24 protein-coding genes and 1 pseudogene are annotated in these 25,087 nt (G+C 70.6%); 16 read left to right on the plus strand and 9 right to left on the minus strand.

All coding sequences use genetic code 11. The features are described from left to right. The 4 genes from BI335_RS16930 to BI335_RS16945 form a co-directional block, all read right to left on the minus strand. The coding region (locus tag BI335_RS16930; protein WP_144009081.1) for an IS110 family transposase at positions 1 to 300 on the minus strand (300 nt) is incomplete at its 3' end. Between the two features lie 230 nt (positions 301 to 530). Next, positions 531 to 2,060 (minus strand): flavin-containing monooxygenase, encoded by a 1,530-nt coding sequence (locus BI335_RS16935; protein WP_094432403.1) that lies wholly within the window; start codon positions 2,058 to 2,060, stop codon positions 531 to 533. A 6-nt stretch (positions 2,061 to 2,066) separates the two neighbouring features. Then, entirely contained in the window at positions 2,067 to 2,831 is a 765-nt protein-coding gene (locus BI335_RS16940; protein ID WP_133626442.1) for a 2-keto-4-pentenoate hydratase, read from the minus strand. Positions 2,832 to 2,841: 10 nt separating this feature from the next. Further along, positions 2,842 to 3,324, minus strand: a complete 483-nt coding sequence (locus BI335_RS16945; RefSeq protein ID WP_094432407.1) for a DUF4188 domain-containing protein — start codon at positions 3,322 to 3,324, stop codon at positions 2,842 to 2,844. A gap of 58 nt (positions 3,325 to 3,382) precedes the next feature. On the opposite strand from BI335_RS16945, the gene BI335_RS16950 reads away from it, so the two are divergent. Genes BI335_RS16950 through BI335_RS16975 form a run of 6 tightly spaced genes read left to right on the plus strand, consistent with a single transcriptional unit; the run spans position 3,383 to position 8,274 of the window. Then, positions 3,383 to 3,973, plus strand: coding sequence for a TetR/AcrR family transcriptional regulator (locus BI335_RS16950; protein ID WP_094432410.1), 591 nt, complete (start codon positions 3,383 to 3,385; stop codon positions 3,971 to 3,973). Between the two features lie 9 nt (positions 3,974 to 3,982). Next, positions 3,983 to 4,333 carry a holo-ACP synthase gene (locus BI335_RS16955; RefSeq protein WP_094432412.1) on the plus strand — a complete coding sequence of 117 codons (351 nt, stop codon included), beginning with the start codon at positions 3,983 to 3,985 and terminating at the stop codon, positions 4,331 to 4,333. Positions 4,334 to 4,366: 33 nt separating this feature from the next. Then, on the plus strand, positions 4,367 to 4,570 hold the full coding sequence (locus BI335_RS16960; protein ID WP_094432414.1) for a hypothetical protein: 204 nt from the start codon (positions 4,367 to 4,369) through the stop codon (positions 4,568 to 4,570). 31 nt (positions 4,571 to 4,601) lie between these two features. Beyond that, complete coding sequence (locus BI335_RS16965) at positions 4,602 to 6,038, plus strand: NAD(P)H-hydrate epimerase (RefSeq protein WP_094432416.1); 1,437 nt, start codon at positions 4,602 to 4,604, stop codon at positions 6,036 to 6,038. Beyond that, positions 6,035 to 7,186, plus strand: a complete 1,152-nt coding sequence (gene alr / locus BI335_RS16970; RefSeq protein ID WP_094432419.1) for an alanine racemase — start codon at positions 6,035 to 6,037, stop codon at positions 7,184 to 7,186. Before BI335_RS16965 ends, alr begins: the two co-directional genes overlap by 4 nt. Positions 7,187 to 7,191: 5 nt before the next feature. Beyond that, a complete protein-coding gene (locus BI335_RS16975) occupies positions 7,192 to 8,274 on the plus strand; it encodes an alpha/beta fold hydrolase (RefSeq protein WP_166646863.1) in 1,083 nt (360 codons plus the stop codon). A gap of 132 nt (positions 8,275 to 8,406) precedes the next feature. Here BI335_RS16975 and BI335_RS16980 read toward each other — a convergent pair whose 3' ends face one another. Further along, entirely contained in the window at positions 8,407 to 9,534 is a 1,128-nt protein-coding gene (locus BI335_RS16980) for a glycosyltransferase family 4 protein (protein WP_094432422.1), read from the minus strand. A gap of 343 nt (positions 9,535 to 9,877) precedes the next feature. On the opposite strand from BI335_RS16980, the gene BI335_RS16985 reads away from it, so the two are divergent. Genes BI335_RS16985 through BI335_RS17015 form a run of 7 tightly spaced genes read left to right on the plus strand, consistent with a single transcriptional unit; the run spans position 9,878 to position 17,503 of the window. Beyond that, complete coding sequence (locus tag BI335_RS16985) at positions 9,878 to 12,085, plus strand: DEAD/DEAH box helicase (protein ID WP_094432425.1); 2,208 nt, start codon at positions 9,878 to 9,880, stop codon at positions 12,083 to 12,085. A gap of 2 nt (positions 12,086 to 12,087) precedes the next feature. Continuing rightward, positions 12,088 to 13,050, plus strand: a complete 963-nt coding sequence (tsaE, locus tag BI335_RS16990) for a tRNA (adenosine(37)-N6)-threonylcarbamoyltransferase complex ATPase subunit type 1 TsaE (RefSeq protein WP_229119671.1) — start codon at positions 12,088 to 12,090, stop codon at positions 13,048 to 13,050. Further along, the gene (gene tsaB / locus BI335_RS16995) at positions 13,043 to 13,789 is read left to right on the plus strand and encodes a tRNA (adenosine(37)-N6)-threonylcarbamoyltransferase complex dimerization subunit type 1 TsaB (RefSeq protein ID WP_094432428.1); all 747 of its coding nucleotides are present in this window, start codon (positions 13,043 to 13,045) and stop codon (positions 13,787 to 13,789) included. Before tsaE ends, tsaB begins: the two co-directional genes overlap by 8 nt. Beyond that, positions 13,786 to 14,244 (plus strand): GNAT family N-acetyltransferase, encoded by a 459-nt coding sequence (locus BI335_RS17000; protein WP_094432430.1) that lies wholly within the window; start codon positions 13,786 to 13,788, stop codon positions 14,242 to 14,244. Before tsaB ends, BI335_RS17000 begins: the two co-directional genes overlap by 4 nt. Further along, positions 14,241 to 15,281: a tRNA (adenosine(37)-N6)-threonylcarbamoyltransferase complex transferase subunit TsaD gene (tsaD, locus tag BI335_RS17005; RefSeq protein WP_094432432.1), complete on the plus strand. Its 1,041-nt coding sequence runs from the start codon at positions 14,241 to 14,243 to the stop codon at positions 15,279 to 15,281. Before BI335_RS17000 ends, tsaD begins: the two co-directional genes overlap by 4 nt. 11 nt (positions 15,282 to 15,292) lie before the next feature. Then, the gene (locus BI335_RS17010) at positions 15,293 to 16,450 is read left to right on the plus strand and encodes a class I SAM-dependent methyltransferase (protein ID WP_229119672.1); all 1,158 of its coding nucleotides are present in this window, start codon (positions 15,293 to 15,295) and stop codon (positions 16,448 to 16,450) included. Positions 16,451 to 16,474: 24 nt separating this feature from the next. Further along, complete coding sequence (locus BI335_RS17015) at positions 16,475 to 17,503, plus strand: NAD(P)-dependent alcohol dehydrogenase (RefSeq protein WP_229119673.1); 1,029 nt, start codon at positions 16,475 to 16,477, stop codon at positions 17,501 to 17,503. 166 nt (positions 17,504 to 17,669) lie between these two features. Here the strand turns inward: BI335_RS17015 and BI335_RS17020 are convergent, their stop codons facing one another. The 3 genes from BI335_RS17020 to BI335_RS17030 are packed head-to-tail and all read right to left on the minus strand — an operon-like array spanning position 17,670 to position 20,952. Further along, the gene (locus tag BI335_RS17020; protein WP_094432437.1) at positions 17,670 to 18,692 is read right to left on the minus strand and encodes a glycine betaine ABC transporter substrate-binding protein; all 1,023 of its coding nucleotides are present in this window, start codon (positions 18,690 to 18,692) and stop codon (positions 17,670 to 17,672) included. Continuing rightward, positions 18,689 to 19,657, minus strand: a complete 969-nt coding sequence (locus tag BI335_RS17025) for an ABC transporter permease (protein ID WP_094432440.1) — start codon at positions 19,655 to 19,657, stop codon at positions 18,689 to 18,691. Before BI335_RS17025 ends, BI335_RS17020 begins: the two co-directional genes overlap by 4 nt. Continuing rightward, on the minus strand, positions 19,654 to 20,952 hold the full coding sequence (locus tag BI335_RS17030; RefSeq protein WP_229119674.1) for a quaternary amine ABC transporter ATP-binding protein: 1,299 nt from the start codon (positions 20,950 to 20,952) through the stop codon (positions 19,654 to 19,656). The genes BI335_RS17025 and BI335_RS17030 overlap by 4 nt, the downstream gene beginning before the upstream one ends. Positions 20,953 to 21,368: 416 nt before the next feature. Between BI335_RS17030 and groES the strand changes: the two genes are divergently transcribed. The 3 genes from groES (at position 21,369) to BI335_RS22510 (ending at position 24,089) form a co-directional block, all read left to right on the plus strand. Beyond that, positions 21,369 to 21,665, plus strand: a complete 297-nt coding sequence (gene groES / locus BI335_RS17035) for a co-chaperone GroES (RefSeq protein WP_094359870.1) — start codon at positions 21,369 to 21,371, stop codon at positions 21,663 to 21,665. A gap of 14 nt (positions 21,666 to 21,679) precedes the next feature. After that, entirely contained in the window at positions 21,680 to 23,281 is a 1,602-nt protein-coding gene (groL, locus tag BI335_RS17040; RefSeq protein ID WP_094432442.1) for a chaperonin GroEL, read from the plus strand. A 328-nt stretch (positions 23,282 to 23,609) separates the two neighbouring features. Next, positions 23,610 to 24,089 carry a phosphotransferase gene (locus BI335_RS22510; protein ID WP_094432444.1) on the plus strand — a complete coding sequence of 160 codons (480 nt, stop codon included), beginning with the start codon at positions 23,610 to 23,612 and terminating at the stop codon, positions 24,087 to 24,089. A 35-nt stretch (positions 24,090 to 24,124) separates the two neighbouring features. On the opposite strand, the pseudogene BI335_RS17050 reads toward BI335_RS22510, so the two are convergent. Continuing rightward, positions 24,125 to 25,081 (minus strand): annotated as a pseudogene (locus BI335_RS17050) (MFS transporter); the annotation flags it as partial. Between the last annotated feature and the right edge of the window lie 6 nt (positions 25,082 to 25,087).

Consider the following 25,087-nt stretch of genomic DNA (forward strand, 5'->3'; position numbering starts at 1 on the left):
CCGGGTGGTCTTATCGGGCCGGTTGACCTCGATCACCTCGATCCCGGCCGCCAGCAGATGCACCGTCAACCCGGCCCCATACGAACCGGTCGACTCGACCCCGATCGCGGTGATCGGTCCGTGGCCGGCGACCCAGTCCACCAACGCGGCATAACCCGCGCGGGAGACCGGGAACTCCCGATCAGCCAACAACACCCCGGTCTCGGTGAGCACGACCGCGTGATGGGTGCGTTGATGAGTATCGACCCCGGCCACCACCGGGGTCGGGTCTTGAGGCGTGGCATGGTTGGTGGTCATCATGGGTGATGTCTCCCTCTACAACTGGATCGAGGGATGACCTCCCAGGCCGGGCGGACACCACAGTGATGAGACACCGATCAAGGTCCTATCAAGTCACACCCGCCCGGTCTGGCCATCCAAACCGAAAGAGGGGCCCGGCGGGCCGGCCGTCGACAAGTCGCGTTCAAGGCACCCAACCAACAGCGCCAGTGTCGAGATCGGTCAAACGAACAACCCAGACCCCAAAGACATCATCCCCAAGGCCACCGGACCCCCACCACCATCCTCACTGTGTCGAGATGTGCGGCTCGGGCCGGTTCGAAACGCAGCGAGCCGTCCTGCACCGGCGCATGGCGCAACAGCTTCACATCGTCGCGGTAGTCGGTCGAGGTCCGCCACGGGCCGCGATCGCCCTGCCGTGGCAGGGATGCCAGGGATCGCCGCACGTATCCGGCGCCGAAGTCGAGCAGCGGCAGCGTACGCACCCCCTCGGTGGGCAGCTCGGCCCGGCAGACCGCCCAGCCCTCGGCATCCATGTGTGCGAGCAGCCGGGTGAAGTACTCCCCGAGCAACCCGATCTTGAGCGTCCAGCTCGCATTCGTGTAGCCCACCGCGTAGGCGAAGTTCGGGATGTCGTTCAGCATCAGGCCGCGGTAGGCGACGTGTTCGCTGAAATCGACCGGGTTGCCGTCGACGCGCACCCGGATGCCGCCGAAGAGCTGCAGATCGAGTCCGGTCGCGGTGATGATGAGGTCCGCGCCCAGCTCCCGGCCGCTCTCCAATTGCACCCCGCGCTCGGTGAACGTGCGGACCCGGTCGGTCACGATCGACGCACTGCCGGCCCGGATCGCGCGGAACAGGTCGCCGTCGGGCGCGATGCACAGCCGCTGGTCCCACGGGTCGTAGGGCGGGTTGAAGTCCACCTCGACCGGATACCCCTCGGGCAGCAGGCGCCGGTTCACCCGCCGGATGAATCGGCGGACCAGGCCGGGAAACCGACGGGACAGCGACCAGATGACCCGCTGCCGGCGGATGTTGCGGGCGCGGTTGATCGCATGCGCCCGATCCGGGGCGTACCGGCGGCGGGTGCGCACCGCGGCACGGTCCACCGACGGCAGCGGCAGCACATAGGTGGGGGTCCGCTGCACCATCGTCACGTGCCCCGCGGTCTCGGCCAGTGCCGGAACCAGGGTCATCGCGGTGGCCCCGCTGCCGATCACCACGATCTGCTTGCCGGCGTACTCGAGATCCTCCGGCCAGAACTGCGGGTGCACGATCGTGCCCTCGAACCGCTCGGTGCCCTCGAAGCTCGGCGTGTACGCCTGGTCGTAGCGGTAGTAGCCGCCGGCGCAGAACACCCAGCTCGCGGTCAGCTCGGACCAGTCACCGGTGTCGGTGTGCTGGACCCGCGCGGTCCAGCATCCCTCGGCGCTGGACCAGGAGAGCTCCGTCACCCGGCGGGAACAGCGGATGCGGGCATCGATCCCTTCCTCGGCGGCGGTCTCGCGCAGATAGTCGAGGATCATCCCGGCCGGGGCGATGGTCTGATCGGACTGCCAGGGGCGGAACTCGTAGCTGAAGGTGCTCAGGTCGGAGTCGGAGCGGATCCCCGGATAGCGGAACAGGTCCCAGGTGCCGCCGAGGGTGTCGCGGGCCTCGAGGATCAGATATTCCTTGTGGGGCAGGCGATCCTGCAGATAGTGCGCGACGCCGATGCCCGAGAGTCCGGCGCCGACGATGAGCACGTCCACCCGATCACGGCCGGTACCGGTGTTCTCCACGCCCGGTCACTCCACGAACGACAGCTCGAAGCTGCCGAAGCGGCCCCAGTCGCCGGTGATGGTCTCACCGCCGGCGATCGGCAGGGGATCGGTGCAGACCCCGGTGGTCACGAATTGTCCTGCCTGCACGGTGATTCCGGCCGCCGAGAGTTCGTTGACCAGCCAGGTCAGTGCGATCCGCGGGTCGCCGAGGGCGTTGCTGCTGCGACCGGGATGCACGATGCCGTTGCTGTTGCTCGCGCGGACCTCGACGGCGCTCAGGTCGGCGTTCTTCCAGTCCTGCTCGGTGGCGGGTCGCAGCGCCAGCCGATGCCCGCAGGCGTTGTCCAGGATCAGCGGCAGGGTGCCGACCGCGGCCACGTCGGCGTACCGGGTGCTGGGCAGCTCCCAGGAGAGCAGCAGTTCGCCGGCGGCGTCGACCACTTCCTCGACGGTGTACGCCGCAGCGCGCGGCGCGAGCTCCCGGTCGAGCCGGAACGCGAACTCCAGCTCCGCCAGCCGCATTCTGTTCCCGGCAAGGGAAATGGGTCGATCGGGGTCCACCAGCATCGCCTCGCTGGTCAAACCGCCGAGCGGCCCGTCCACCTGCAGGTGCCGCTGCCCGGCGAGCGAGGTCGCGGCGATCTTCCACCCGGCGATCCGCTCGCCGCGCGCCCAGGCCGCCTGGGCGGCGTACGCCTCGGGGCGCGAGCTGGGCACCGCACCCGTCGGGAGCTCGCCGACCGGCTCACCGGATCGCTCGGCATCGATCAGCAACTGCACAGCATCCATGCGGGGCACTCTAGGTCGTCGGCTGGGACCGGCCGAGGCGTCTCGCGGCGCTGGCCGTCTCCTTGGTCACCTGCTCCACGCCGAGCGCACTGCCCAGCCCGAAGTCCGGCATGTTCACATAGACGCCCTCGACCGCTCCGGGCTGCACCTGGTACGTCTCGTGCCAGATGCCGACATCCCCGCTGGTGCCGATCAGCCGGTTGAAACCGCTCCAGGCCGGACGATGGTTCGCATCCGGGCGCGCGGCATAGCGCAACAGGTGCTCGGGGCTGCGCCAGTAGCTGAGCAGCAGGGTGGTCCGGCCGAACCAGTTGTGGAAACCGAGCAGACCGGACTCGGGATCGCGGGCGAGCTCGCGCAGCATCGGCGGCATCTGGCTGATCGTCCAGATGGTGCTGCCGAGCTTCCACCAGCGATTGACGCGCATTCCGATCAGGAAGACGGTGATCGGTTCGGTGACGGGTTCGTGGGTGAAGCGGCCGGTATTGAGCATCAGGCTCTCCAAGGTTTGGTAACGCTGTTACGAAACAGTGTTATGCAAGACTGGGTGAATGGCAAGACCCAGGACCCACGACGCCGGACTGGCCGATCGGCTGCTCGCCGAGGCCGCGGTCCTGGTGGCCGCCGACGGCCCGGACGGGCTCAGCCTGCGTCGGCTGGCCGACAACGCGCAGACCTCGACGACCGCGATCTACTCGCTGTTCGGCGGCAAGGACCAACTGCTGCTGGCGCTCTTCGAACGGGCCTTCCGCAGCTTCGGCGCCAGCCAGCACGGGGTCGCGGTGGGCGACGACCCGGCCTCCGAACTGCTCGCCCTGGGCCGCGGCTACCGGCGCTGGGCGCTGGCCAATCCGCACCTGTTCCAGCTGATGTTCGGACCCGGTGTGCAGCGCACCACCCCGGAGACCGAGCGGCTGGCCGAGCAGACCAAGGAACCCCTGCTCGCGGCGGTACGCCGGGCCCAGGCGGCCGGTCGGATCGCTCCCGCACACGACCCCGAACTGGTCGCACTCGGGCTGTGGGGGCAGGTGCACGGGCTGGTCACCCTCGAACTCACACTGGGGGACCGGGCCGCCGCCGGCCAGCAGGCCGAGCAGACCTTCGATGCCTGCCTTTCTGCCGCCCAGCGCGGTTGGGCGTAGGGTCGGCGCGTGATCATCGGAATCGGCGTCGACGTGTGCGCGGTCGACCGCTTCGCCGGCGCCTGCGCACGGCGGCCCGGGTTCGCCCGCCGCTTCCTGACCGCGGCCGAGGCGGAGCTGTCGATGGCTTCGATGGCCGGCCGGTACGCCGCCAAGGAGGCGCTCGCGAAGGCGCTCCGGATCGAACGCGGCCTGGGCTGGCAGGACGCCGAGGTGCTCGTCGACGAGTTCGGCCGGCCGTCGTTCGCGGTCGCCGGTACTGTCGCGGCCCGCGCCGCCGAACTCGGCGTCGGTGCCATCCACCTCTCGCTCTCCCACGACGCCGGAATTGCGACCGCCTTCGTGGTCTGTGAGGCTTGATCCGTGCCCGAAGCGCCCGGAACGAACCAGCGAATGCCGCAGCAGAGCGCGCCCAGCGTGGGACTGCTGGTGCTGCTGACCTTCAGCTTCGGCTTCCTGATCCTCAACGGCGCGCTGACCCTGACCGGCGGGCGGTCCATCGGCGGGCTGATCCTGCTCGGTGTCGGCGTCGTCGGCCTCATCATCGCCCACATCCTCTACTGGCGGGCCCGGGCGCTGCAGCGGCGGCGGTCCTGAACCAGTCAGGTCTCCTTCTAGGCTGGCTGGCATGAGGTACGCCTACTCGACGCCCGCGATCCGCGCCGCGGAGGAACGTGTGATGGCCGAGGTCGGCGACGGCGCCCTGATGCAGCGGGCCGCCGCCGGACTGGCCGCCGTCTGCGGTGACCGATTGCAGCGCCGGCGCGGGCGCGTCACTGGCGCCCGGGTGCTGGTGGTCACCGGACCCGGCAACAACGGCGGTGATGGCCTGTACGCGGCCAGCCGGCTCGCCCGGCGGGGCGCGCAGGTCTTCGCGTGGCTGGTCACCGAGCAGGTGCACGGTGCAGCGTGGCGGGCCTTCGAGCGCGTCGGCGGGCGCCGGCTGGACACCGAGCAGACGCTACGCCGGATCGCGGCGGGGGACTTCGACCAGGTGATCGACGCCGGCTTCGGCATCGGTGGCCGGGCCGGGCTGACGGGTGACCTCGCCCGGATCGCCGACGCCACCCGCGGCGGACCCGGGGACGTGGTCGCGGTCGACCTACCTTCCGGGCTCGATGCCGACAGCACCCGGCCCACCGAAACCTGCTTCCCGGTCGATGCCACCGTCACCTTCGGCGCCCGGAAACCCTGCCTGCTCAGCGAACCCGCGCGATCGCTCGCCGGGGCGGTGACCCTGGCCGACATCGGCCTGCCACTCGACCCGGGGGAGGCCGAGCTGGCCCAGTGGGAGCTGCCCGAGCTGGCCGCCGCCTGGCCGTATCCGGGCCCGACCAGCGACAAGTACGCCCGCGGTGTGGTGGGCATCGACGCCGGCTCCGCGCACTATCCCGGTGCCGGGCTGCTGGCCGTCGGTGGTGCGGTGCACGCCGGCCCCGGCATGGTCCGATTCCTCGGTGACGAGCGCGCGGGATCGATTGTGGTGCAGCGATTCCCGAATGTGGTCACCGCTGCGGGCCGCTGCCAGGCCTACCTGCTCGGACCCGGCTGGGGGGAGCGCGACGACGCCCGCACCACCATCGACTCGGTGCTCGCCACCGGCCTGCCGGTGGTCCTCGATGCCGACGCCCTGCGGAACCTGCCGCAGCGCCGGCTCGAGCACGCGCTGCTCACCCCGCACGCCGGCGAACTGGCGCGGTTGCTCGAGGTCGACCGGGACCGGGTGGAGGCCGACCCACGGTGGGCGGTGCGGACCGCGGCCGAACGCACCGGCGCCACCGTGCTGCTCAAGGGCGCCACTCAGTATGTCGCCCGACCCGGTGAAAACCTCGTGCACACAGCGATTCCGGGCCCTGCCTGGACGGCCCAGGCCGGCTCCGGTGACACCCTCGCCGGGGTCTGCGCGACCCTCCTCGCGGCCGGATCGGCGCCCCGCGACGCCGCCCTGGCCGGGGCCAGCCTGCAGGCGTACACCGCCGGCCAGCACCCCGGCCCGTGGCCGCCGCAGGAACTCGCCGAACGGTTCCCCGCGGTGATCGCCTCACTGTCGAAGGAGCGGCCATGATCGACCCCGACACCGCCAGCGCGGAGATCGACCTGGTGGCGTACGCCGCGAACCTGCGCGCGATCGCCGACCTGGTCGCCCCGGCCCAGCTGATGGCGGTGCTGAAAGCCGATGCCTACGGCCACGGCATGCTCACCTGCGCCGCCGCGGCCCGGGACGCGGGAGTGCCCTGGCTCGGGGTGGTCACCCTCGGCGAGGCGCTCGCCGTGCGGGCGACGGGGGACCGCGGCCGGTTGCTCGCCTGGATGTATGGCCCGGCGGAGGAGCTGGCGCCCGCGATCGCCGCCGACGTCGACCTCGGCGTACACCGACTCGACCAGTTGGAACGAGTGGTCGCCGCCGCGGCCAGTACCGGCCGACCCGCCCGGGTGCACCTGAAGATCGACACCGGGCTGTCCCGCAACGGCGCCCCGGCGGATCTCTGGTCGGAACTGACCGCCGCCGCAGCGGCGGCCGAACGGGCCGGAAACCTCACGGTGGTGGCGATCTGGTCGCACTTCATCGCCTCCGACGACCTGTCGCTGCCCGCCACCAAGCAGCAGGTGGCGGCGTTCGAGGAGGCGGTGGCCGTCGCCCGGGAGGCCGGACTGGACCCCGAACTGCTGCACCTGGCGAACTCGGCGGGTGCGCTGCAGGTGCCCGAATCCCGTTACGACCTGGTCCGCGTGGGGATCGCCTCCTATGGCGTCGACCCGGGGGAGGGGGTCGCCGCCGGCGCCGGGGTCGAGCTGCGCCCGGTGCTGCGGCTGCGGGCCCGGCTGGTGAACGTGAAACGGGTCCGCGCCGGGGCCACCGTCTCCTACGGGGCGACCTGGACCGCCGAGCAGGACACGGTGCTCGGGCTGGTTCCGCTCGGGTACGCCGACGGCATCCCGCGACATGCCAGCAATGTGGCCGAGGTTGAGGTGGGCGGCCGCCGGGTACCGGTCCGGGGACGGATCTGCATGGACCAGTTCGTGGTGGATCTGGGGCCGGACGCCACCGAGGAGCCGGGTGCTGAGGTCACCCTTTTCGGCGGACCCGCCAGCCCCAGCGCCGAGGACTGGGCGGAGGTCTGTGGCACCATCGGCTACGAGATCGTGACCAGGATCGGTGCCCGGGTACCCCGGGTGACCGCCGGGTCGGACACCCCCGTCCAAGGAGGCTGACCAGAGTGAGTCCCGCGCGTGGTTCGCGGTTGGCGCAGGGTATCGGTCTGGTGACCGGGATCGCCGCCCTCACCGCGGGTGCGGTGGCCACCGGCTGGGAACTGGAGCGCCGGGTCGTCGGGCAGAAGCTGGCGAAGCGCCGCGAACTGCCCGCCGAGGCGTTCTTCACCCTGCGCGCCCCCGGACCGGAGGTGGTGACCCCCGACGGCGTACGCCTGCACGTCGAGGTCGACGAACCGGGCCCCGACGCCGACCCCGAGGCGGTGACGGTGGTGTTGGTGCACGGCTACGTGCTCTCGCTGCACTGCTGGCACTTCCAGCGCAAACACTTCCGCGGCAGCCGCAAGGTCGTCCTCTACGACCAGCGCAGCCACGGCCGCTCCAGCCGCTCCAAGCCGCGGTTCTGCCGGATCAGCCAGCTCGCCAAGGACCTCAAGCGGGTGCTCGATGCGACCACCGAACCCGATGAGAAGGTGGTGCTGATCGGCCATTCGATGGGTGGCATGACCATCCAGCAGTTCGCCCGGCAGTATCCGAAGCTGATCGGCACCAAGGTCGTCGGCGCCGGGTTGCTCGCGACCTCCTCGGGGAATCTGGCCCAGCACTCGATCGTGCCCGGCATCTCCGGTGAGCTGTTCCCGCGGCTGGCCGAACCGATCCTGTCGGTCACCAACCGGATCCCGGCGCTGATCGAACGCTCCCGCCGGGTCTCCACCGATGTGTCGTTCGTGATCACCCGGCGGATGGGTTACGGATCGCAGGTGCCGGCGGAGTACGTGGATTTCCTCAGCGAGATGGTCGCCAGCACCCCGATGGAGGTGGTGGCCGACTTCTATCCGGCCTTCGCCGAGTTCGACGGCCGCCGGTCGATGCCGGTGCTGTCGCGGATCGAGACCGCGGTGATCGGCGGCGAGAAGGACTCGATCGTCCCGGTGGAGCACACCGACCGGATCATCGAACAGTTGCCGGGCGCCGACTCGCTGATCGTCCCCGATTCGGGCCACATGGGCATCGTCGAGCACCACCAGGCCTACAACGAGGTCCTCGACCATCTCGTCGAACGAGCCGAACGCAAGCACGCCGGCTGAGTCCCCTTCGTCTCGTCGCTGGCGCTCCTCGCTCAGGAACCGCGAGGAACGAGCGAGTCGAAGCCACTTGCCCGGCGTACACACCCGGTGAATCGGACAGCTTCCCGAGCCGCGGGCCGGAAGGCGGTGGGATCAGGCGGCGGCGTAGCTGACCGCGTCGATCGCTTCCTGGTAGTGCATCACCAGCTGCGCGCAGGTGGTCTCCCAGGTGCGGTGCTCGACGGCCTCGCGCGCCTTGCGGGCGAAGGTGGCGCGCTTGAAATCGTCGCCGAGCAGGTCGCGGACGTGGGCACGCATCCCGGCCAGGTTGCCGGGCTCGTAGAGCCAGCCGGTGTGCGAGGGGTCGATCAGGTCGATCGGGCCACCGCGGGCCGGTGCGATGGTCGGTACGCCGGAGGCCTGGGCCTCCTGGATGGTCTGGCAGAAGGTCTCCAGCTCACCCGGCGCCACGAACAGGTCGAACGAGGCCATCGCCCGCGGCAGCTCGTCACCGGTGAGCTGACCGAGGAAGACCGCATGCGGCAGGATCCGTTGCAGTTCGTCCATCCGCGGGCCCTTGCCGACGATCACGGTCCGGGTGCCCGGCAGATCGGCCAACACCTCCAGATCGTCGACCTGCTTCTCCGGCGCCAGTCGCCCGACATAGCCGATGATCTTCTCGCCGTTCGGCGCCCAGGACCGGCGCAGCGTCTCGTCCCGTTTGCCCGGCCGGAACCGCACCGAGTCGACACCGCGGCCCCATAGTCCGACGCGCTGCACGCCCAGCCCGACCAGCTGCTGGCGGGCATAGGTCGAGGGCGCCAGGGTCATGGTGGCCAGCTGGTGCACGTTGCGGACCCACTTCCAGAGCAGCTGCTCGGCCTGCGGGATGCCGTAACGGGTCACATAGGTGGGGATCTCGGTCTGGTAGATCGCGACGCTCGGCAGGCCCATCCGGTGCGCGGCCAGTCCGGCGCGCTGGCCCAGCGCGAAGGGCGCGGCCAGGTGCACCACATCGGGGTTGAAGTCGGCGAAGATGCGCTCGAAGCGCCACTGGGGGGTGGTCGACAGCTGCACGTCGGCGTACCCCGGCAGCGCCACCGAGGTCACCGGCACCACCGGGAAACCGGCGTACTCCTTCGGCGCCCGTCCGCTGTGGGAGGGCGCGATCACCATCGCCTCGTGCCCGGTCGCGCGGAGGTGCTCGAGCACCCGCATCACCGAGTGCGTCACTCCGTTGATCTGGGGCAGGAAGGATTCGGTCACAATGGCTACCCGCACATCCCCAACGTAGCCCGCCGCAGGCAAAGACCCCCCACCGTGGAGTCGTCGTGTCCGCCAACAGCAGGTGACGAGTTGGTTGCGATCTCCTCGACTGGGTGATAACGGTTCGGGCTGCTAGACTGTTCGCTTGCGATCGGGCGGTACGCCGACCCGGTCCCCGACTGCGCAGCGCAGCTCGGGACAGAATTAGTTTCGAATCAGACATGGGTGACTCCCTGACGGGGGGCCCGAGGTTCGTCTTCCGCCACCAACTCTGCATCGCAGCACGCCGGGCCTGCCCGGCGTTCGGGGCCGCTGACGTACCTACCAGCGGACCGATGCGTCCAGAGATGAGTGAGTTGTGTCCAAACGCCCCACGACCAAGGTGCGGAGCAAGACGGCCCCGGGCAAGAGCCGGCCCAAGAGTTTCAAGGCCGACGGTACGCCGAAGAAGCGCTGGAGCGCCTCCGAGCGTTCCGAGCGCGGCCATGCCCCGCGCCGCAGCGGCGGCAAGCCCCGTGTCGAGCGGGATCGTTTCGAGCGGTCGAGTGAGGAGCGGCGTACGCCGGATCGCCGCGGTCGGTCGTTTGCGAAGGTCGAGCCCCGTCAGGACCGGGATTTCCGTGATCGTGACGAGCGCCGGGATTTCCGCAGCCGTGACGACCGGCGGGATTTCCGGGACCGGGATGATCGACGTACCGACCGCCGGGACTTCCGCGATCGTGATGACCGCCGGAACTTCCGCGACCGGGATGACCGGCGTACCGACCGTCGCGACTTCCGCGACCGTGATGATCGTCGGGATTTCCGCAGCCGGGACGACCGCCGGGACTTCCGTGACCGTGATGACCGGCGTACCGACCGTCGCGACTTCCGCGATCGCGATGACCGCCGCGATTTCCGCAGCCGCGACGATCGCCGCGATTTCCGCGACCGCGACGACCGACGGGACAACCGCCGGGACTTCCGCGGCCAGGATGATCGGCGTCCGCGCAGCAAGGAGCGCTTCACCGGTGAGAAGTTCGGTGCCGGCCACCACCGCGACGACCGTCGCCGCACCGAGCGCCGCGAGCAGTTCCGTGACGAACCGCGCCACGACCAGCTCGAGGAGCTGGAGCACGCCGACACGATGTCCTGGGAGCCGACCGAGGCGACCGTGACCGCGTCCGCACCGATCGCCGATCAGCCCGAGGTCGACGCCGACGCCCCCGGTTTCGGCGACCTCGGCCTGCCTGAGCAGCTGGTCTCCTCGCTGACCCGGCAGGGCATCACCACCCCGTTCCCGATCCAGGCGGCCACCATCCCCGATGCCCTCGAGGGCAAGGATGTGCTGGGCCGCGGCCGGACCGGCTCGGGCAAGACCCTCGGCTTCGGCCTGCCGCTGCTCACCCGGCTCGCGAACACCGATGCCGACCCGAACGGCCGCCCCGGTGCGGTCGTGCTGGTACCGACCCGCGAGCTCGCCCTGCAGGTCGCCGATGTGCTCGCCCCGCTGGGCAAGGAGCTCGGCCTGAGCGTCACCCTGGTCGCCGGTGGGATGGCCTTCGGACCGCAGATCAAGGCCTTCGACCGCGGTGTCGATGTCGTCGTCGCCACCCCGGGCCGGCTGATCGACCTGATGGACCAGGGCGTCGCCGACCTCACCCAGGTCAAGATCACCGTGCTCGACGAGGCCGACCACATGGCCGACCTGGGCTTCCTGCCCGATGTCACCACGATCCTCGACGCCATCCCCGCCGATGGGCAGCGACTGCTGTTCTCGGCCACCCTGGATCGCGGCATCGACCGGCTCGTCCGGGCGTACCTGCACGATCCGGTGACCCATGAGGTGGATGCCGCCAAGGCCGCGGTGAACACGATGGAGCATCGGGTGCTGCACGTGCTGCCGCACGACAAGAACGCCGCCACCGCCGCGATCGCCAACCGCGAGGGCCGCACGGTGATCTTCGTCCGCACCCAGCTCGGCGCGGACCGGGTCGCCGAGCAGCTGCGCAGCGCCGGGGTCACCGCCGGCGCCCTGCACGGCGGGCTGACCCAGGGCGCCCGCGCCCGGATCCTGGCCGCTTTCAAGGACGGCACCCTGCCGGTACTGGTAGCCACCGACGTCGCCGCCCGCGGCATCCACGTCGACGAGGTCTCGCTGGTGCTGCAGGTCGATCCGCCGATGGGCCCCAAGGACTACCTGCACCGCGCCGGCCGCACGGCCCGCGCCGGCGGTACCGGGATCGTCGCCTCGATCGTGCTGCCGCACCAGCGCAAGCAGATGCGTCGGATCACCGGTCAGGCCGGGGTGAAGGTCGAACCGGTCGAGGTGCGCCCCGAGGGTGACCTGCTGACCGAGCTGACCGGTGCCCGGACGCCGAGCGGTGCGCCGGTCACCGAGGAGGAGTACGCCAAGCTGGTCGCCCCGCGGCGCGAGGCGCGCGGGCCGAAGAAGCGCCGGCCGGCCTGGGGCCGGGATTCCGGTGATCGCCAGGGTGGCCGCGGGCGCGGCCAGGATCGCCGCTCCGGCGGACCGCGCGGTCGCGCCGGACATGGTTCCCGCGGCCCGCGGAGCCGGGAGGGCTGACCGTGGAGCATGCGGCAACCGAACCGGATGAACCGATCCTGGATCTCGCCGTGGTCGAGGTCGCCGACGCCGCGGGCGTGGTCCAGGTGATCCATGCCGCGTTCGGGGCCCGGGCCCAGGTCGATCCGCCGCCGCCCGCGCTCTCGGAGACCGCCGAATCGGTGGCCGCCGAGATCGCCCGCGGTACCGGTGTGGTGGCCCGGGTCGACGGCCAGTTGGCCGGGGTGATCCTGCTGCCGCCGCCGGACCCGGCACAGCCCGGGGTGACCCGGTTGCAGCGGGTCTCGGTGCATCCGGCGTACCAGCGGCACGGTGTCGCCACCGCGATGGTCGAGGCGGTCTGCGAACTCGCCACCGAGCTGGGCTACGTCCGCGCGGAACTCTTTGCCCGCAAGGAGTTCCCGCAGGTCGTCGGCTGGTGGCGGCACCGCGGATTCGAGATCGCCCGCGAGCTGGAGCACGGTTACGACTTCGCCCGGGAGCTGCCGCTGCGGGTCGTCGTGCCCGATGCCGAGGCGATGCGTGCCCTGGGGGTACGCCTGGCCGCGATCCTGCGTTCGGGTGACCTGCTGATCGCCACCGGTGATCTGGGGGCGGGCAAGACCACCCTGACCCAGGGCATCGGTGCCGGGCTCGGTGTGGCTGAGGCGGTGATCTCGCCGACCTTCGTGCTCTCCCGGGTCTATCCGACCACCGACGGACGGCCCGAACTGGTGCATGTGGACGCCTACCGTCTCGGGGATGCCGCCGAGCTGGACGACATCGACCTGGACGCCGACACCGATCACTCGGTGACCGTCGTCGAATGGGGCGCCGGGTTCGCCGAACAACTCGCCGACGAGCGGCTGGAGATCGAGATCCGCCGCGGCGACGACCCCGCCGACGAGACCCGCGAGGTCTGGCTCACCGGCATCGGCCCGCGCTGGGTCGAACTGCGCGAATCCCTGGGAGGGCAGGATGACTGAGGTCACTCCCACGTCGGTTGAGCGAGCGAGGGACGAGCGAGTCGAAACCACCCCAGCCCGCGTCCTCGGTATCGACACCGCCACCGACGTCCGCGTCGGGGTCGCGGTCGATGGTGAGATCGTCGCCCGTGCCGAGCTCGCCGACAGCCGCCAGCACGTCGAGCAGCTCACCCCGCTGATCGCCGCCGCCCTCGCGGAGGCGGGGTTGCGGCCCGCCGCGCTGGACCTGGTCTGTGTCGGCCTCGGTCCGGGTCCCTTCACCGGCCTGCGCGTCGGGATCGCCGCGGCGCAGGTGCTGGCCGCGGTCAACGACATCGGCCTGCACGGTGTCTGCAGTCTCGACGTGCTCGCCGCCCAGGCCGTGCGTACGCCCGGATTCTCTGCCCCGGAAGGATTCCTGGCCGTCACCGATGCGCGCCGCAAGGAGGTCTACTGGGCGGCGTACGCCCCGGACGGCACCCGTCGCGAGGGCCCCTCGGTCAACGCGCCCACCGACCTGCCCGCGCTGCCGGTGGTCGGGCCGGGTGCGGTGCTGGTGACCGGCGAGCCCGGTCCGATCGACCACCTGGACGCCGGCCTGCTCGCCGCACTCAACACCGGACTGCCCGCCGCGGGGACCGAGCCGCTCTATCTGCGCCGCCCCGACGCCGCCGTCGCCACCCGTCGGAAGTCCGCGCTGCCGACGAACCGGCCGCGCCTGCGAGGTAGGCGCCCCGAGGGCCAGCAGGCGCCGCGATGACCACCCGACCCGCCGAGCCGGCCGACCTGGCCGCCATCACCGCCCTCGAGGAATCCGGTTTCGAGGCGAAGGAACGCTGGAGCGAGCGTGCCTGGGCCGAGGAACTCGCCGCCGACAACCGGATCGTGCTCGTCGTCGGCGATCCGGTGCACGCCGTCGCCACGGTGCAGCACGTCGGTGAGGTGGCCGAGTTGAATCGGATCGTGGTCGCCCCCGCCGCGCGCGGCCGGGGAGTGGCGAGCGCACTGCTGAGCGCCGGGATCGCGGCCGCGACCGAACTCGACTGCACCGAGTTGCTGCTGGAGGTCCGCCACGACAACGAGCCGGCGCTGCGGCTCTATCGCGGCCATCGGTTCACCGAGATCGCCCGCCGGGCCGGATACTACGGTCAGGGCGTGGACGCGGTGATCATGCGCCGCGAGTTGGATACCGCCGAGCTGGAGGAGGCGTCGTGAAGCAACCCCTGATCCTGGGCATCGAGTCCTCCTGCGACGAGACCGGGGTGGCCCTGGTCCGCGGCCGCGAGCTGCTCGCCAACGAGGTGGCCTCCTCGGTCGACCAGCACGTCCGCTTCGGCGGCGTGGTGCCCGAGGTCGCCAGCCGGGCGCACCTGGAGGCGATGCTGCCGACCCTGCGCCGGGCCGCGGACAGCGCCGGGGTGAAGCTCTCCGACATCGACGGGGTGGCGGTCACCGCCGGACCCGGATTGATGGGTGCGCTGGTGGTCGGCATCTCCGCCGCCAAGGCGCTGGCGTACGCCCTGGACAAACCGCTCTACGGGGTGAACCACCTGGCGGCGCACTGTGCGGTCGACCTGCTCGACCACGGCCCGCTGCCGGCCCAGACGGTCGCGCTGCTGGTGTCCGGTGGGCACACCTCGCTGCTCAAGGTGGACGGTATCGACCAGATCACCCAGCTCGGCGCCACCATCGACGACGCCGCGGGGGAGGCGTACGACAAGGTGGCCCGGCTGCTCGGCCTGGCCTATCCCGGTGGCCCGGTGATCGATGCCCGTGCCAAGAACGGCGATCCGAACGCGATCCGCTTCCCGCGCGGGCTCACCGCCCGGCACGATCTGGCCAAGCACCGTTACGATTTTTCCTTCTCCGGTTTGAAAACCGCCGTCGCGCGCTGGGTCGAGACGGCCGAACGCGACGGCCGCGAGGTGCCGGTCGACGATGTCTGCGCCAGCTTCCAGGAGGCCGTCTGCGATGTGCTGTCGGCCAAGACAGTCGCCGCCTGTACCGACCACGGCATCGACGACCTGCTGATCGGCGGCGGGGTGGCGGCCAACTCGCGGCTGCGGGCCCTGCTGGAGGAGCGCTGCGCGGCCGCCGGGATCACCCTGCGCCGGCCCCGACCGGCGCTGTGCACCGACAACGGCGCGATGATCGCCGCCCTGGCCGCGGAGCTGATCGAGCGGGGTGGGCAGCCGTCCGGGCTGGAGTTCGGCGCGGATTCCGGGCTGCCGGTCTCCCGCGTCCTGGTCTGAGCCCCGGAGCGATGGGCGTGGACGCCGCGCTGGCCCGCCGGCTGGTCGCCGAACCGTCGGCCCTGGCCGCCGCGATGGGCCAGCCCGATCCGGACTCGCTGGCCGCCGCGACCGCGCTGCGCCGCGACTTCGACCCGGAGCTGGCGACCGCCGCGCTCGGTCAGGCCGCCCTGCGGCACCGGGCCCGCACCAAGTTCGGTGCCGCGGCCGAGCGGATGTTCCTCACCCCGGTCGGCCTGGAGCAGGCCACCCGCCCCGAGGTCGCCCGCTGGCGGGCGGCGCGGCTGGTGGCGGCCGGGGTACGCCGGGTCGCCGATCTGGGCTGTGGGCTGGGCAGCGATGCCCGGGCGTTCGCCGAGGCGGGGCTCGAGGTGCTGGCGGTGGAGGCCGATGAGGCGACCGCCGTGCTGGCCGGGGCCAACCTCGCCGACCTGCCCGGGGTCACCGTCCGGCACGCCCGCGCTGAGGAGATCGAGCTGGCCGCCGACCAGGTCGCCTTCGGCGATCCGGCCCGCCGCCGCGGCGCCGAGCGCAGCTGGCGGATCGAGGATTTCCAACCAGCGTGGGATTTCGTGACCGGACTGCTGGAGCGCAGCGCGGGCGCGATGCTGAAGCTGGGCCCGGGTCTGCCGCACCGACTCATCCCCACCGGGGTCGGTGCCGAGTGGATCTCCCACGACGGCAGCGCGGTCGAGGTGACCCTCACCTCCGCGGTGCTCGCGGATCCGGTCCGTGCCGCGGTGCTGCTGCCGGCGGGGGAGCGGATCGTCGCCAGCGAGGTGCCGCTGCTGGTGACCGGGGTGGGGGCGTACCTGCTGGAACCCGACCCGGCGGTGATCCGCAGCGGTGCGGTGCCGGCGCTGGCCGCCGAGCTGGGTGCGACCCGGCTGGCGGACCAGATCGCCTATCTGAGTGCCGAGGAGCCGGTCGGCAGCCCGTTCGCGACGGTTTTCGAGGTGCTGGAGGTGCTGCCGTACAAGGAGAAGACGCTGCGCTCCTGGGTCCGCGAGCACCGGATCGGCACCCTGGAGATCAAGAAGCGCGGCCTCGACCTGGACCCGGCCGTGCTGCGCCGTCGGTTGCGGCCCAGCGGGCCCGAACGGGCCACCCTGGTGCTCACCCCGACCCCCGATGGGGCGCGGGCGCTGGTGGTGCGCCGCGCTGGGTAGGCTGGCACCGATTCGAGGAGGGCCATGACTATCCCCAGCACGATGCGCGCCAGCGTGCTCACCGCGCCCCGCCGACTCATCATCGAGGAACGCCAGGTGCCCGAACCCGGTCCCGGTGAGGTGCTGCTCCGGGTCGAGTCCGCCGCCGTCTCCGGCTCCGATGTGAACCTCTGGTCCCGCGGCCGCGGCACCAACACCACCCTCAGCGGACCGGTGGTGCTGGGGCGTACCGCCTCGGGACGGGTGGTCGCCGTGGGCGAAGGGGTCTCGCCGGATCGGATCGGGGAACTGGTCGCGATCGAGCCGCTGCTGTGCTGCCGCCGCTGCGCGATGTGCCACGCCGGGCGGTACAACCTGTGCGAGCAGATCTGCTTCCTCGGTACGCCCGGGCACGACGGTGTCTTCCGGGAATACCTGACGCTGGCCGCGGACTTCGCCCACCCGGTCCCCGAGGAGCTGTCGGCCGACGCGGCCGCGCTGATCGAACCGATGTCGGTCGGGTTGGCCGCGCTGCGCAAGGCCCATGTCGGGGCCGGCTCCCGGGTGCTGATCACCGGCGCCGGCCCGATCGGGCTGACCACGGTCGCGGTCGCCAAGGCGCTCGGCGCCACCGACATCACCGTCACCGACCTGTCCGCGGGGCGGCTGGAGCAGGCCGCCGCGGTCGGTGCCACCAGTGTCCTGGACATGACCTCGATGCGGTCCCGGATGCCGGAGACCCACTTCGACGCGTTCATCGAATGCTCCGGCTCACCGGCGGCGCTGCGTCGCGGTTTCCCCGCGATCCGCCCCGCCGGCCGAGTGGTGCTGGTCGGTCGCGGCCCGGAGGAGGTGGCGATCCCGATGGGCCTGATGCAGAACCACGAGCTGACCGTGATCGGTTCGTTCCGGTACGCCAACACCTTCGCCACGGCGATCGACCTGGCCGCCGCCGGCATGGTCGATCTGGACGGCCTGGTGGGGGAGCACTACGGGCTCGACCAGGTGGAGGAATCCCTGGACAGCACCCGGCACGCCGCCGGGCTCAAGTCGATGGTGCACCCGGGCCGCTGAGACCCGTCGGCTGAGCGAGCATCGGGACGAAGCCACCTCCCGGGCATCGGTAGGCGTACCAACGACAACGCCGGCCGATCTCCGAGGAGACCGACCGGCGTTCCGGCGTACATCTTGACCCGCTTCCCCCGGCTTCGCTGCGCCGGGGTCCGCTACTCGAGGTAGGTCAGGCGGCGCCGAGCTGGCCCGACTTCAGCTTCTCGGCGAAGTCGGGGTTCTGCTCGAGCCACTTGGCCACGGCGGCGTCGTTGTCCTTGCCGTCGAACTCGTCGGGGCTCATCATGAAGTTCTCCAGATCGGAGAGCTGCTTGTCGTTCAGCTGCAGGTTCTTGATGATCTGAGCGGCCTTCGGGTTGTCCTGGGCGAACTTCTTGCTGCTCGCCGAGTTGATCACCTCGGTGCCACCCATGGCACCCTTCGGATCCTCCAGGTCACGCATCGGGTAGGCGCTGTAGGCCCAGTGCGGGCGCCACAGGGTGACCGCGACGTTCTCGTTGGCGGAGGTGGCCTTCTTGACCTGGGCCAGCATCGCCGGGGTGGAGGAGACGACGAACTGCATCTTGTCCAGCCCGTATTCCGGGATCGCCTTCTCCTTTGTCTGCTTGGTCAGACCCGCACCCGGCTCGATGCCGTAGAGCTTGCCGCCGTACTGGTCCGACATCGTCGCCAGGTCCTCGATCGACTTGGCCGGCGAGCTGTCATTGACCGCCATGGTGAGCTTGGCGTTGTCGTACCAGCAGCCGAGCTGCTCCAGCTGGTCGCCGAACTGCTGCAGGTACTGCGGGTGGGTGACCGGCATCCAGACATCGGTGATCACATCGATATCGCCCTTGGCGGTGCCGGCGAAGGCCGGGGCCGCCTCGTAGGCGTCGACCTTGACGTTGTAACCCTCCTTGGTCAGCACCGCCTTGAGCAGGTGCGCGGTGGCGAAGGACTCGTCCCAGCCGTTGAAGGCACCGATGGTGATGTCCTTGTCCTTGTCCTCGCCCTGGATGTCGGCGACGTTCTTCGCCGAGCTGCCGGGCTTGCACTCGCCCCAGGTCTTGGCGTAGTCGGCCGTCGCGGCATTGGAGGCGCCGGAGCCGCCGGGGGCGGCGGTGCCGCCGCCACTGTTCGAGGCGCCGCAGCCGGCCAGCAGCAGGGAGCCGGCGAGGACGGCCGCGGGGGCCACGAGGTGCTTCTTCTTCATCGGAGTTCCTTTCCTTCGAGGTGGGGTTCGGCGACATTGCCGGAGGTCTTCTCGGTAGCGGGGTTGTCGGCGTCGGCCTCGGTGACCTGCGCCGGGTCCCCGGTGGTGCGGCGGCGGGAGCGCCGCTTGGTGCTGGTGACGGCCGCGGACACCCGGTCCAGATAGATCGCGATGATCACCACCGCGATGCCGGCGTCGATGCCGAGCGGCACGTTCAGCGAGCTCAGCGAACCGACGACATCGCCACCCAGTCCGCCGGCGCCGGCCATGCCGGCCAGCACGACCATCGACAGGGCGAGCATGATCACCTGGTTGACGCCGGCCATGATCGTCGGCAGCGCGACCGGGATCTGGATCCGGCGCAGGATCCGGCCGGGGGTGTCGCCGAACGACTGGCCGGCCTCGACGAGCTCCTTGTCGACCCCGCGGATGGCGAGTTCGGTCAGGCGTACGCCGGGCGGCATGGCGAAGATCAGGGTCGCGATCGCACCCGGGGTGGGGCCGATGCCGAAGATGGTGATCGCCGGGATCAGATAGACCATCGCCGGCATCGTCTGCATCAGGTCCAGGATCGGCTTCACGATCCGGGAGACGGTGTCGTTGCGGGCCGCCCAGATCCCCAACGGGATGGACAGCAGCAGCGCGAGCACCACCGCCAGCAGGACCAGCGAGATCGTCTGCATCGCGTGCTCCCACAGGTCGAACCCGCGGATCACGTAGAAGCCGATCGCGGTGAACAGCGGGAGCTTCCAGGACAGCGTCGCGAACCCGGCGAGCGCGGCCAGCACGATGATGACCACCCAGTAGGGCAGGCTGTTCAGACCCTCGGAGAGGCTGGTGTAGAGGAAGCCCAGCACTCCCTGGATCACGTCGAAGACGACCGCCAGATTCGTCTGCAACCACTCGATCGCGTCGGCGACGGCGTCCCCGACCGGGAAGCTCGGGTTGAGCGGATCGAAGTTCACTGCGCAGCTCCCTTCGTGGCGGCGGGGCTCGGGGTGGCCGGTTCGACAGGTTGTGCCGGTCGGGCCGGGGTGGGTGCGGGCGGGGCCGTCGGCGCCTCGGCCGGTGTGGCCAGCGAATCGAGCATCCGGTCCCGGCTGAGCAGCCCGACCCGTTCGCCGCGGCGGTTGAAGATGAGCAGCGGTTGCTCCTGGGTCGCGGCCACCCCGAACAGCTCACCGATCGGCGTACCGCGCTTCACCGGTGCATGCTGCGGGGTGATCAGATCGGCGGCGGTGCCGTCGGCGTCCACCGCGTCGCGGAGCAGCACGACCCCCAGGAACTGGCCGTCGCGGCGTACCGAACCCGCGGTGTGACCGAGCCGGACCAGTTCGGTGGCGACCTGGCTGGCCGGGGTGTCGGCCGCGAAATCGGGGGCGGTGTCGTCGGCGACCATGCCGGCGGTGAGGACCCGGCTGCGGTCCACATCGGCGGTGAAGCGGGACACGTAGTCGTTGGCCGGGTTGGTCAGGATCTGGGTCGCGGTGCCGATCTGGACGATCTCACCGCGGCGCATGATCGCCACCCGGTCGCCCAGGCGCATCGCCTCGTTGAGGTCGTGGGTGATGAACACGATCGTCTTGCCGAGCTCCTCCTGCAGCTCCAGCAGCTGGCTCTGCAGGTCGGCGCGGATCACCGGGTCGAGGGCGGAGAAGGCCTCGTCCATCAGCAGGATGTCGGTCTCGGCGGCCAGCGCGCGGGCCAGACCGACCCGCTGCTGCATCCCGCCGGACAGCTCGCTCGGCAGCTTGGTCTCCACACCCTGCAGACCGACCCGGGAGATCCAGTACGCCGCCCGCTCCTCGCGCTCGGCGCGGGGGACCTTGCGCACCTCGAGGCCGTAGCCGACGTTGGCGAGCACGTTGCGGTTGGGCAGCAGGCCGAAATGCTGGAAGACCATCGAGATCTCATCGCGCCGGATCCGCCGCAGTTCGGCCGGATCGGCGGTGGTCAGATTGGCGCCGTTGATCAGCACGGTGCCGGCGGTCGGGGTGTTCAGCCCGTTCAGCATCCGGATCAGCGTGGACTTGCCGGAGCCGGACAGTCCCATCACCACGAAGGTCTCCCCGCGGGCGACCTCGAAGCTCGCGTCGAGGACGGCGGCCGTCCCGGCGACACCGGTCGGGTCGAAGTCACCGGCCCTGATCCGGCGGGCGACGGTGGCCTCATCGCGACCGAAGTACTTGTAGAGGTTTTGGGCGACGATGGACGGGGTAAATGGTTCGTCGGTGGGGTGTGATCCATCTGGTGCGGTCACGGTCACGCGGGCTCCTTCCGGGCAGGCGGGCTGTGCGGTACGCCAAGCCGGGCGGCCGCCGGATGGGGCGAGGCGCCACGGGGGGTGCGGCGTACTCCGGCGGACCGATCCACCTTAGGACGCCGAATCGGTCGGTCCGAGCCATGAGGACCCGTTCAGGTACACCGCCAGGTGCTCAGTCGGCGGCTGACTAGGAGTAATACCGTTATCAGACGTTACCAACGTGTTATATCGCTGCGGCGTGGTCGGCGTACTCGGAACCGGTTTTGGCACTCGGGTTGCCCGAGTGCCAGCGCGACGGTAGATTCAGAGTTGGCACTCTCGAGGCGAGGGTGCCAGCAGCTTGGGACGGCACCCGCGACGACGCCCCGGGACTGTGGACAACCAGAAATCCCCAAACATGAAAGGGGCCTGACGTGGCAGTCACGATCAAGCCGCTCGAGGACCGCGTCCTCGTCCAGCCGCTCGAGGCCGAGCAGACCACCGCTTCCGGTCTGGTCATCCCGGACACCGCCAAGGAGAAGCCGCAGGAGGGCAAGGTGCTCAGCATCGGCCCGGGTCGCGTCGATGACAAGGGTCAGCGCGTACCGATGGACGTCGCCGAGGGCGATGTCGTGATCTTCTCCAAGTACGGCGGCACCGAGGTCAAGTACGACGGGCAGGAGCTGCTGCTCCTCAATGCCCGCGACATCCTCGCCGTCGTTTCCAAGTGAGCCAGGAGTAATACATGCCCAAGATCCTTCAGTTCGACGAGGAGGCGCGGCGCTCGCTCGAGCGTGGCGTCGACGTCCTCGCCAACACCGTGAAGGTGACCCTCGGTCCCAAGGGCCGGTACGTCGTGCTCGACAAGAAGTGGGGCGCCCCCACGATCACCAACGACGGCGTGACCGTCGCTCGTGACGTCGAGCTCGACGATCCCTACGAGAACCTTGGCGCCCAGCTCGCCAAGGAGGTCGCCACCAAGACCAACGACATCGCCGGCGATGGCACCACCACCGCCACCGTGCTGGCCCAGGCCCTGGTGCACGAGGGCCTGCGGGCCGTCGCCTCGGGTGCCAACCCGGTCGGCCTGAAGCGCGGTATCGACGCCGCCGTGGCGAAGGTCGTCGAGCAGCTGCACGCCGACTCGCGCGAGGTGCAGTCCACCGACGACATGGCCAAGGTGGCCACCATCTCCTCCCGCGATGAGGAGATCGGCAAGCTGATCGCCGACGCCTTCGACAAGGTCGGCAAGGACGGCGTGATCACCGTCGACGAGTCGCAGACCTTCGGCACCGAGCTCGAGTTCACCGAGGGCATGCAGTTCGACAAGGGTTACCTGTCGCCCTACTTCGTCACCGATGCCGACCGCATGGAGGCCGTGCTCGAGGATCCCTACATCCTCATCAACAGCGGCAAGATCTCCTCGATGAACGAGCTGCTGCCGCTGCTGGAGAAGGTCATCGGCGCCGGCAAGAGCCTGTTCATCGTCGCCGAGGACGTCGAGGGTGAGGCGCTGTCCACCCTGGTCGTCAACAAGATCCGCGGCACCTTCACCTCGGTCGCGGTCAAGGCCCCGGCCTTCGGTGATCGCCGCAAGGCCATGCTCGAGGACATCGCGATCCTCACCGGCGGCCAGGTCATCTCTCCCGAGGTGGGCCTCAAGCTCGACCAGGTCGGGCTCGAGGTGCTCGGCCGCGCTCGTCGCGTGGTCGTCACCAAGGACAACACCACAATCGTCGACGGTGCGGGGGAGTCCTCCGAGGTCGAGGCGCGCGTTTCGCAGCTCCGTCAGGAGATCGAGCGCACCGACTCCGACTGGGACCGCGAGAAGCTGCAGGAGCGGGTCGCCAAGCTCGCCGGCGGCGTCTGCGTGATCAAGGTCGGCGCCGCCACCGAGGTGGAGCTCAAGGAGAAGAAGCACCGTATCGAGGACGCCGTCTCGGCGACCCGGGCGGCCATCGAGGAGGGCATCGTGGCCGGCGGCGGTTCCGCGCTGATCCACGCCGCCAAGGTCCTCGACGGCGATCTGGGTCTCTCCGGTGACGACGCGATCGGTGCCCGGATCGTGGCCAAGTCGGTCGTCGAGCCGCTGCGCTGGATCGCCGAGAACGGTGGCGAGCAGGGTTACGTCGTCTGCGCCAAGGTCGCCGAGCTGCCGACCAACGATGGCTGGAACGGCGCCACCGGCGAATACGGGAACCTGATCGACGCCGGTGTCATCGACCCGGTCAAGGTCACCCGCTCCGCGCTGGCCAACGCCGCCTCGATCGCCTCGCTGCTGCTCACCACCGAGACCCTGGTGGTGGAGAAGCCCGAGGACGACGAGGAAGAGGACCACAGCCACTGAGCTGAGCCTTCCGGTTCTCACGTGGGGCCGCCCCGGTTCGTACCGGGGCGGCCCTGCTGTTTCTCGTCGGCTCGCGCGCGGCGCGCCCCATCACCCCCACCCCCGCCGCAAGATGTCAGGGGTTATGCACACTTCCGCTGCCGCACACTGTCAGATCGGCCGTAAGCGTTCGCCGGCTCGAATCGCGATCGATCGACAACGAGGGGCTGCAGAACCCGTCCTGGCAGACCGTGCCGGATCGGCCCCACGAACCCTGGCCGGAGAATCATCTGGTGATTGACACCTGCGAGACTTCGCCGACCGAGGCCGTCGAGATCGTCCTGACCGCATGGTCGAACCCCAGAATGCGTCCCTCGTGATCCACGTCCGACGAGAGCATGCGGGTCTGCGGCTCGCGGCGAAGTACGCGGGGTGGATTCTGGGGTTCGACCACTCGGTAACCGCGGATAGCATTCCCGGGCCGCCGCAGGCGAGCGGTATCGGACACAACGACCTGGCGCCCTACAACGTCTGCTTCGACGGGGACCGGCTCACCGGGGTGTTCGACTGGGACCTGGCGGGCCCGACCACCCCGGCGCTGGAACGGTCACCGCGGACGCTGAGCAGCGTGAGCCAGCCGGCGACCAGGGCGCCCAGCCCAGCGAGGCCGGCGGCGGCCGCGATGAACCCCGCCGACCCGAGGGCGAGGGTGCCGAGCAGCGCGGTACCGACCGCGACACCGGCGTTCATCGAGGCGTTGTTCCAGCTCACTGCGGCGGCCCGGCGGTCGCTGAAGGTGATCCCCAGCATGGCCTGCGCGGTGCTGTAGCACGCCCCACCGGCGGCGCACCAGATCAGCAGACCGAGCACCGCCGGTACCACCGCATCGACCGCCAGCGTGCCGACGATCGCGGCCGCGAGCAGCACCGCCCACCCGATCAACGGCGCAGCCAGCGGCCGGCCGGTGGTACGCCACCGATCGATCACCGGGCCGGCCAGCAGCGACCCGGACATCGACCCCGCACCGACCGCCGCACCCAGCGCACCGAGGGCGGCCAGGCCGAAGCCGTAACGCTGACCGAAGATCACCCCGACATAGCTGTACGCCCCGATCCGCGCCGCCTGGGTCAACGTGGTGGCGGCCAGTGTCCCGAGGAAGTCCCGGTACCGCCACAGCCCCAGCGAGGCCCGGATCGCCGCGCCCCGGGTCCGTCGCGGGCGCGCGGCACCGGCCGGGTCGCGGAGGCGTACCGCGATCGCCAGCCAGCTGATCGCCAACCAGCCGGCGATCACCACGAACGGCAGCCGCCACCCGGTGGCCGCCGCCAGCAGGCTGCCCAGCGGGACACCGACGATCTGCCCGCCGGCATACAGCGCCGCACCGACCGAGATCGCCCGACCCTTCTGGTGGGCGGCCGCGGTCTCCCCGAGCAGGGCCCAGATCGCCGGCGCGGCCAGCCCGCCACCGATCCCGCTGACCGCATGGGCGGCCACCAGAACCGGCAGGGTCGGCGCCAGCGCACAGCCGAGATCGCCGAGGGCGAAGATGGCGACGCCGGCCAGGATCACCCGGCGGGGGCTGAGCCCCTCGGTCAGTGCGGCGAGCAGCGGACTGGACACCGCGTACCCGAGCACGTAACCGCTGATCACCCAGGCCGCGCTCGCCTCACCCACCCCGAAATCGCGGGCGATCAGCCCCAGCAGGGGAGGGACCAGGAAGAGCTCGGCGCCCATCGCGAAGAAGACCGCATGCACCAGCGCGTGCTGTGGCCAGGGGGTCCGCTCGGCGGCCGTGGGGGCATTCGACGCAGTGAGTTCCATGCCTCA

Source organism: Enemella evansiae (assembly GCF_002250705.1).
Classification (GTDB): Bacteria; Actinomycetota; Actinomycetes; order Propionibacteriales; family Propionibacteriaceae; genus Enemella; species Enemella evansiae.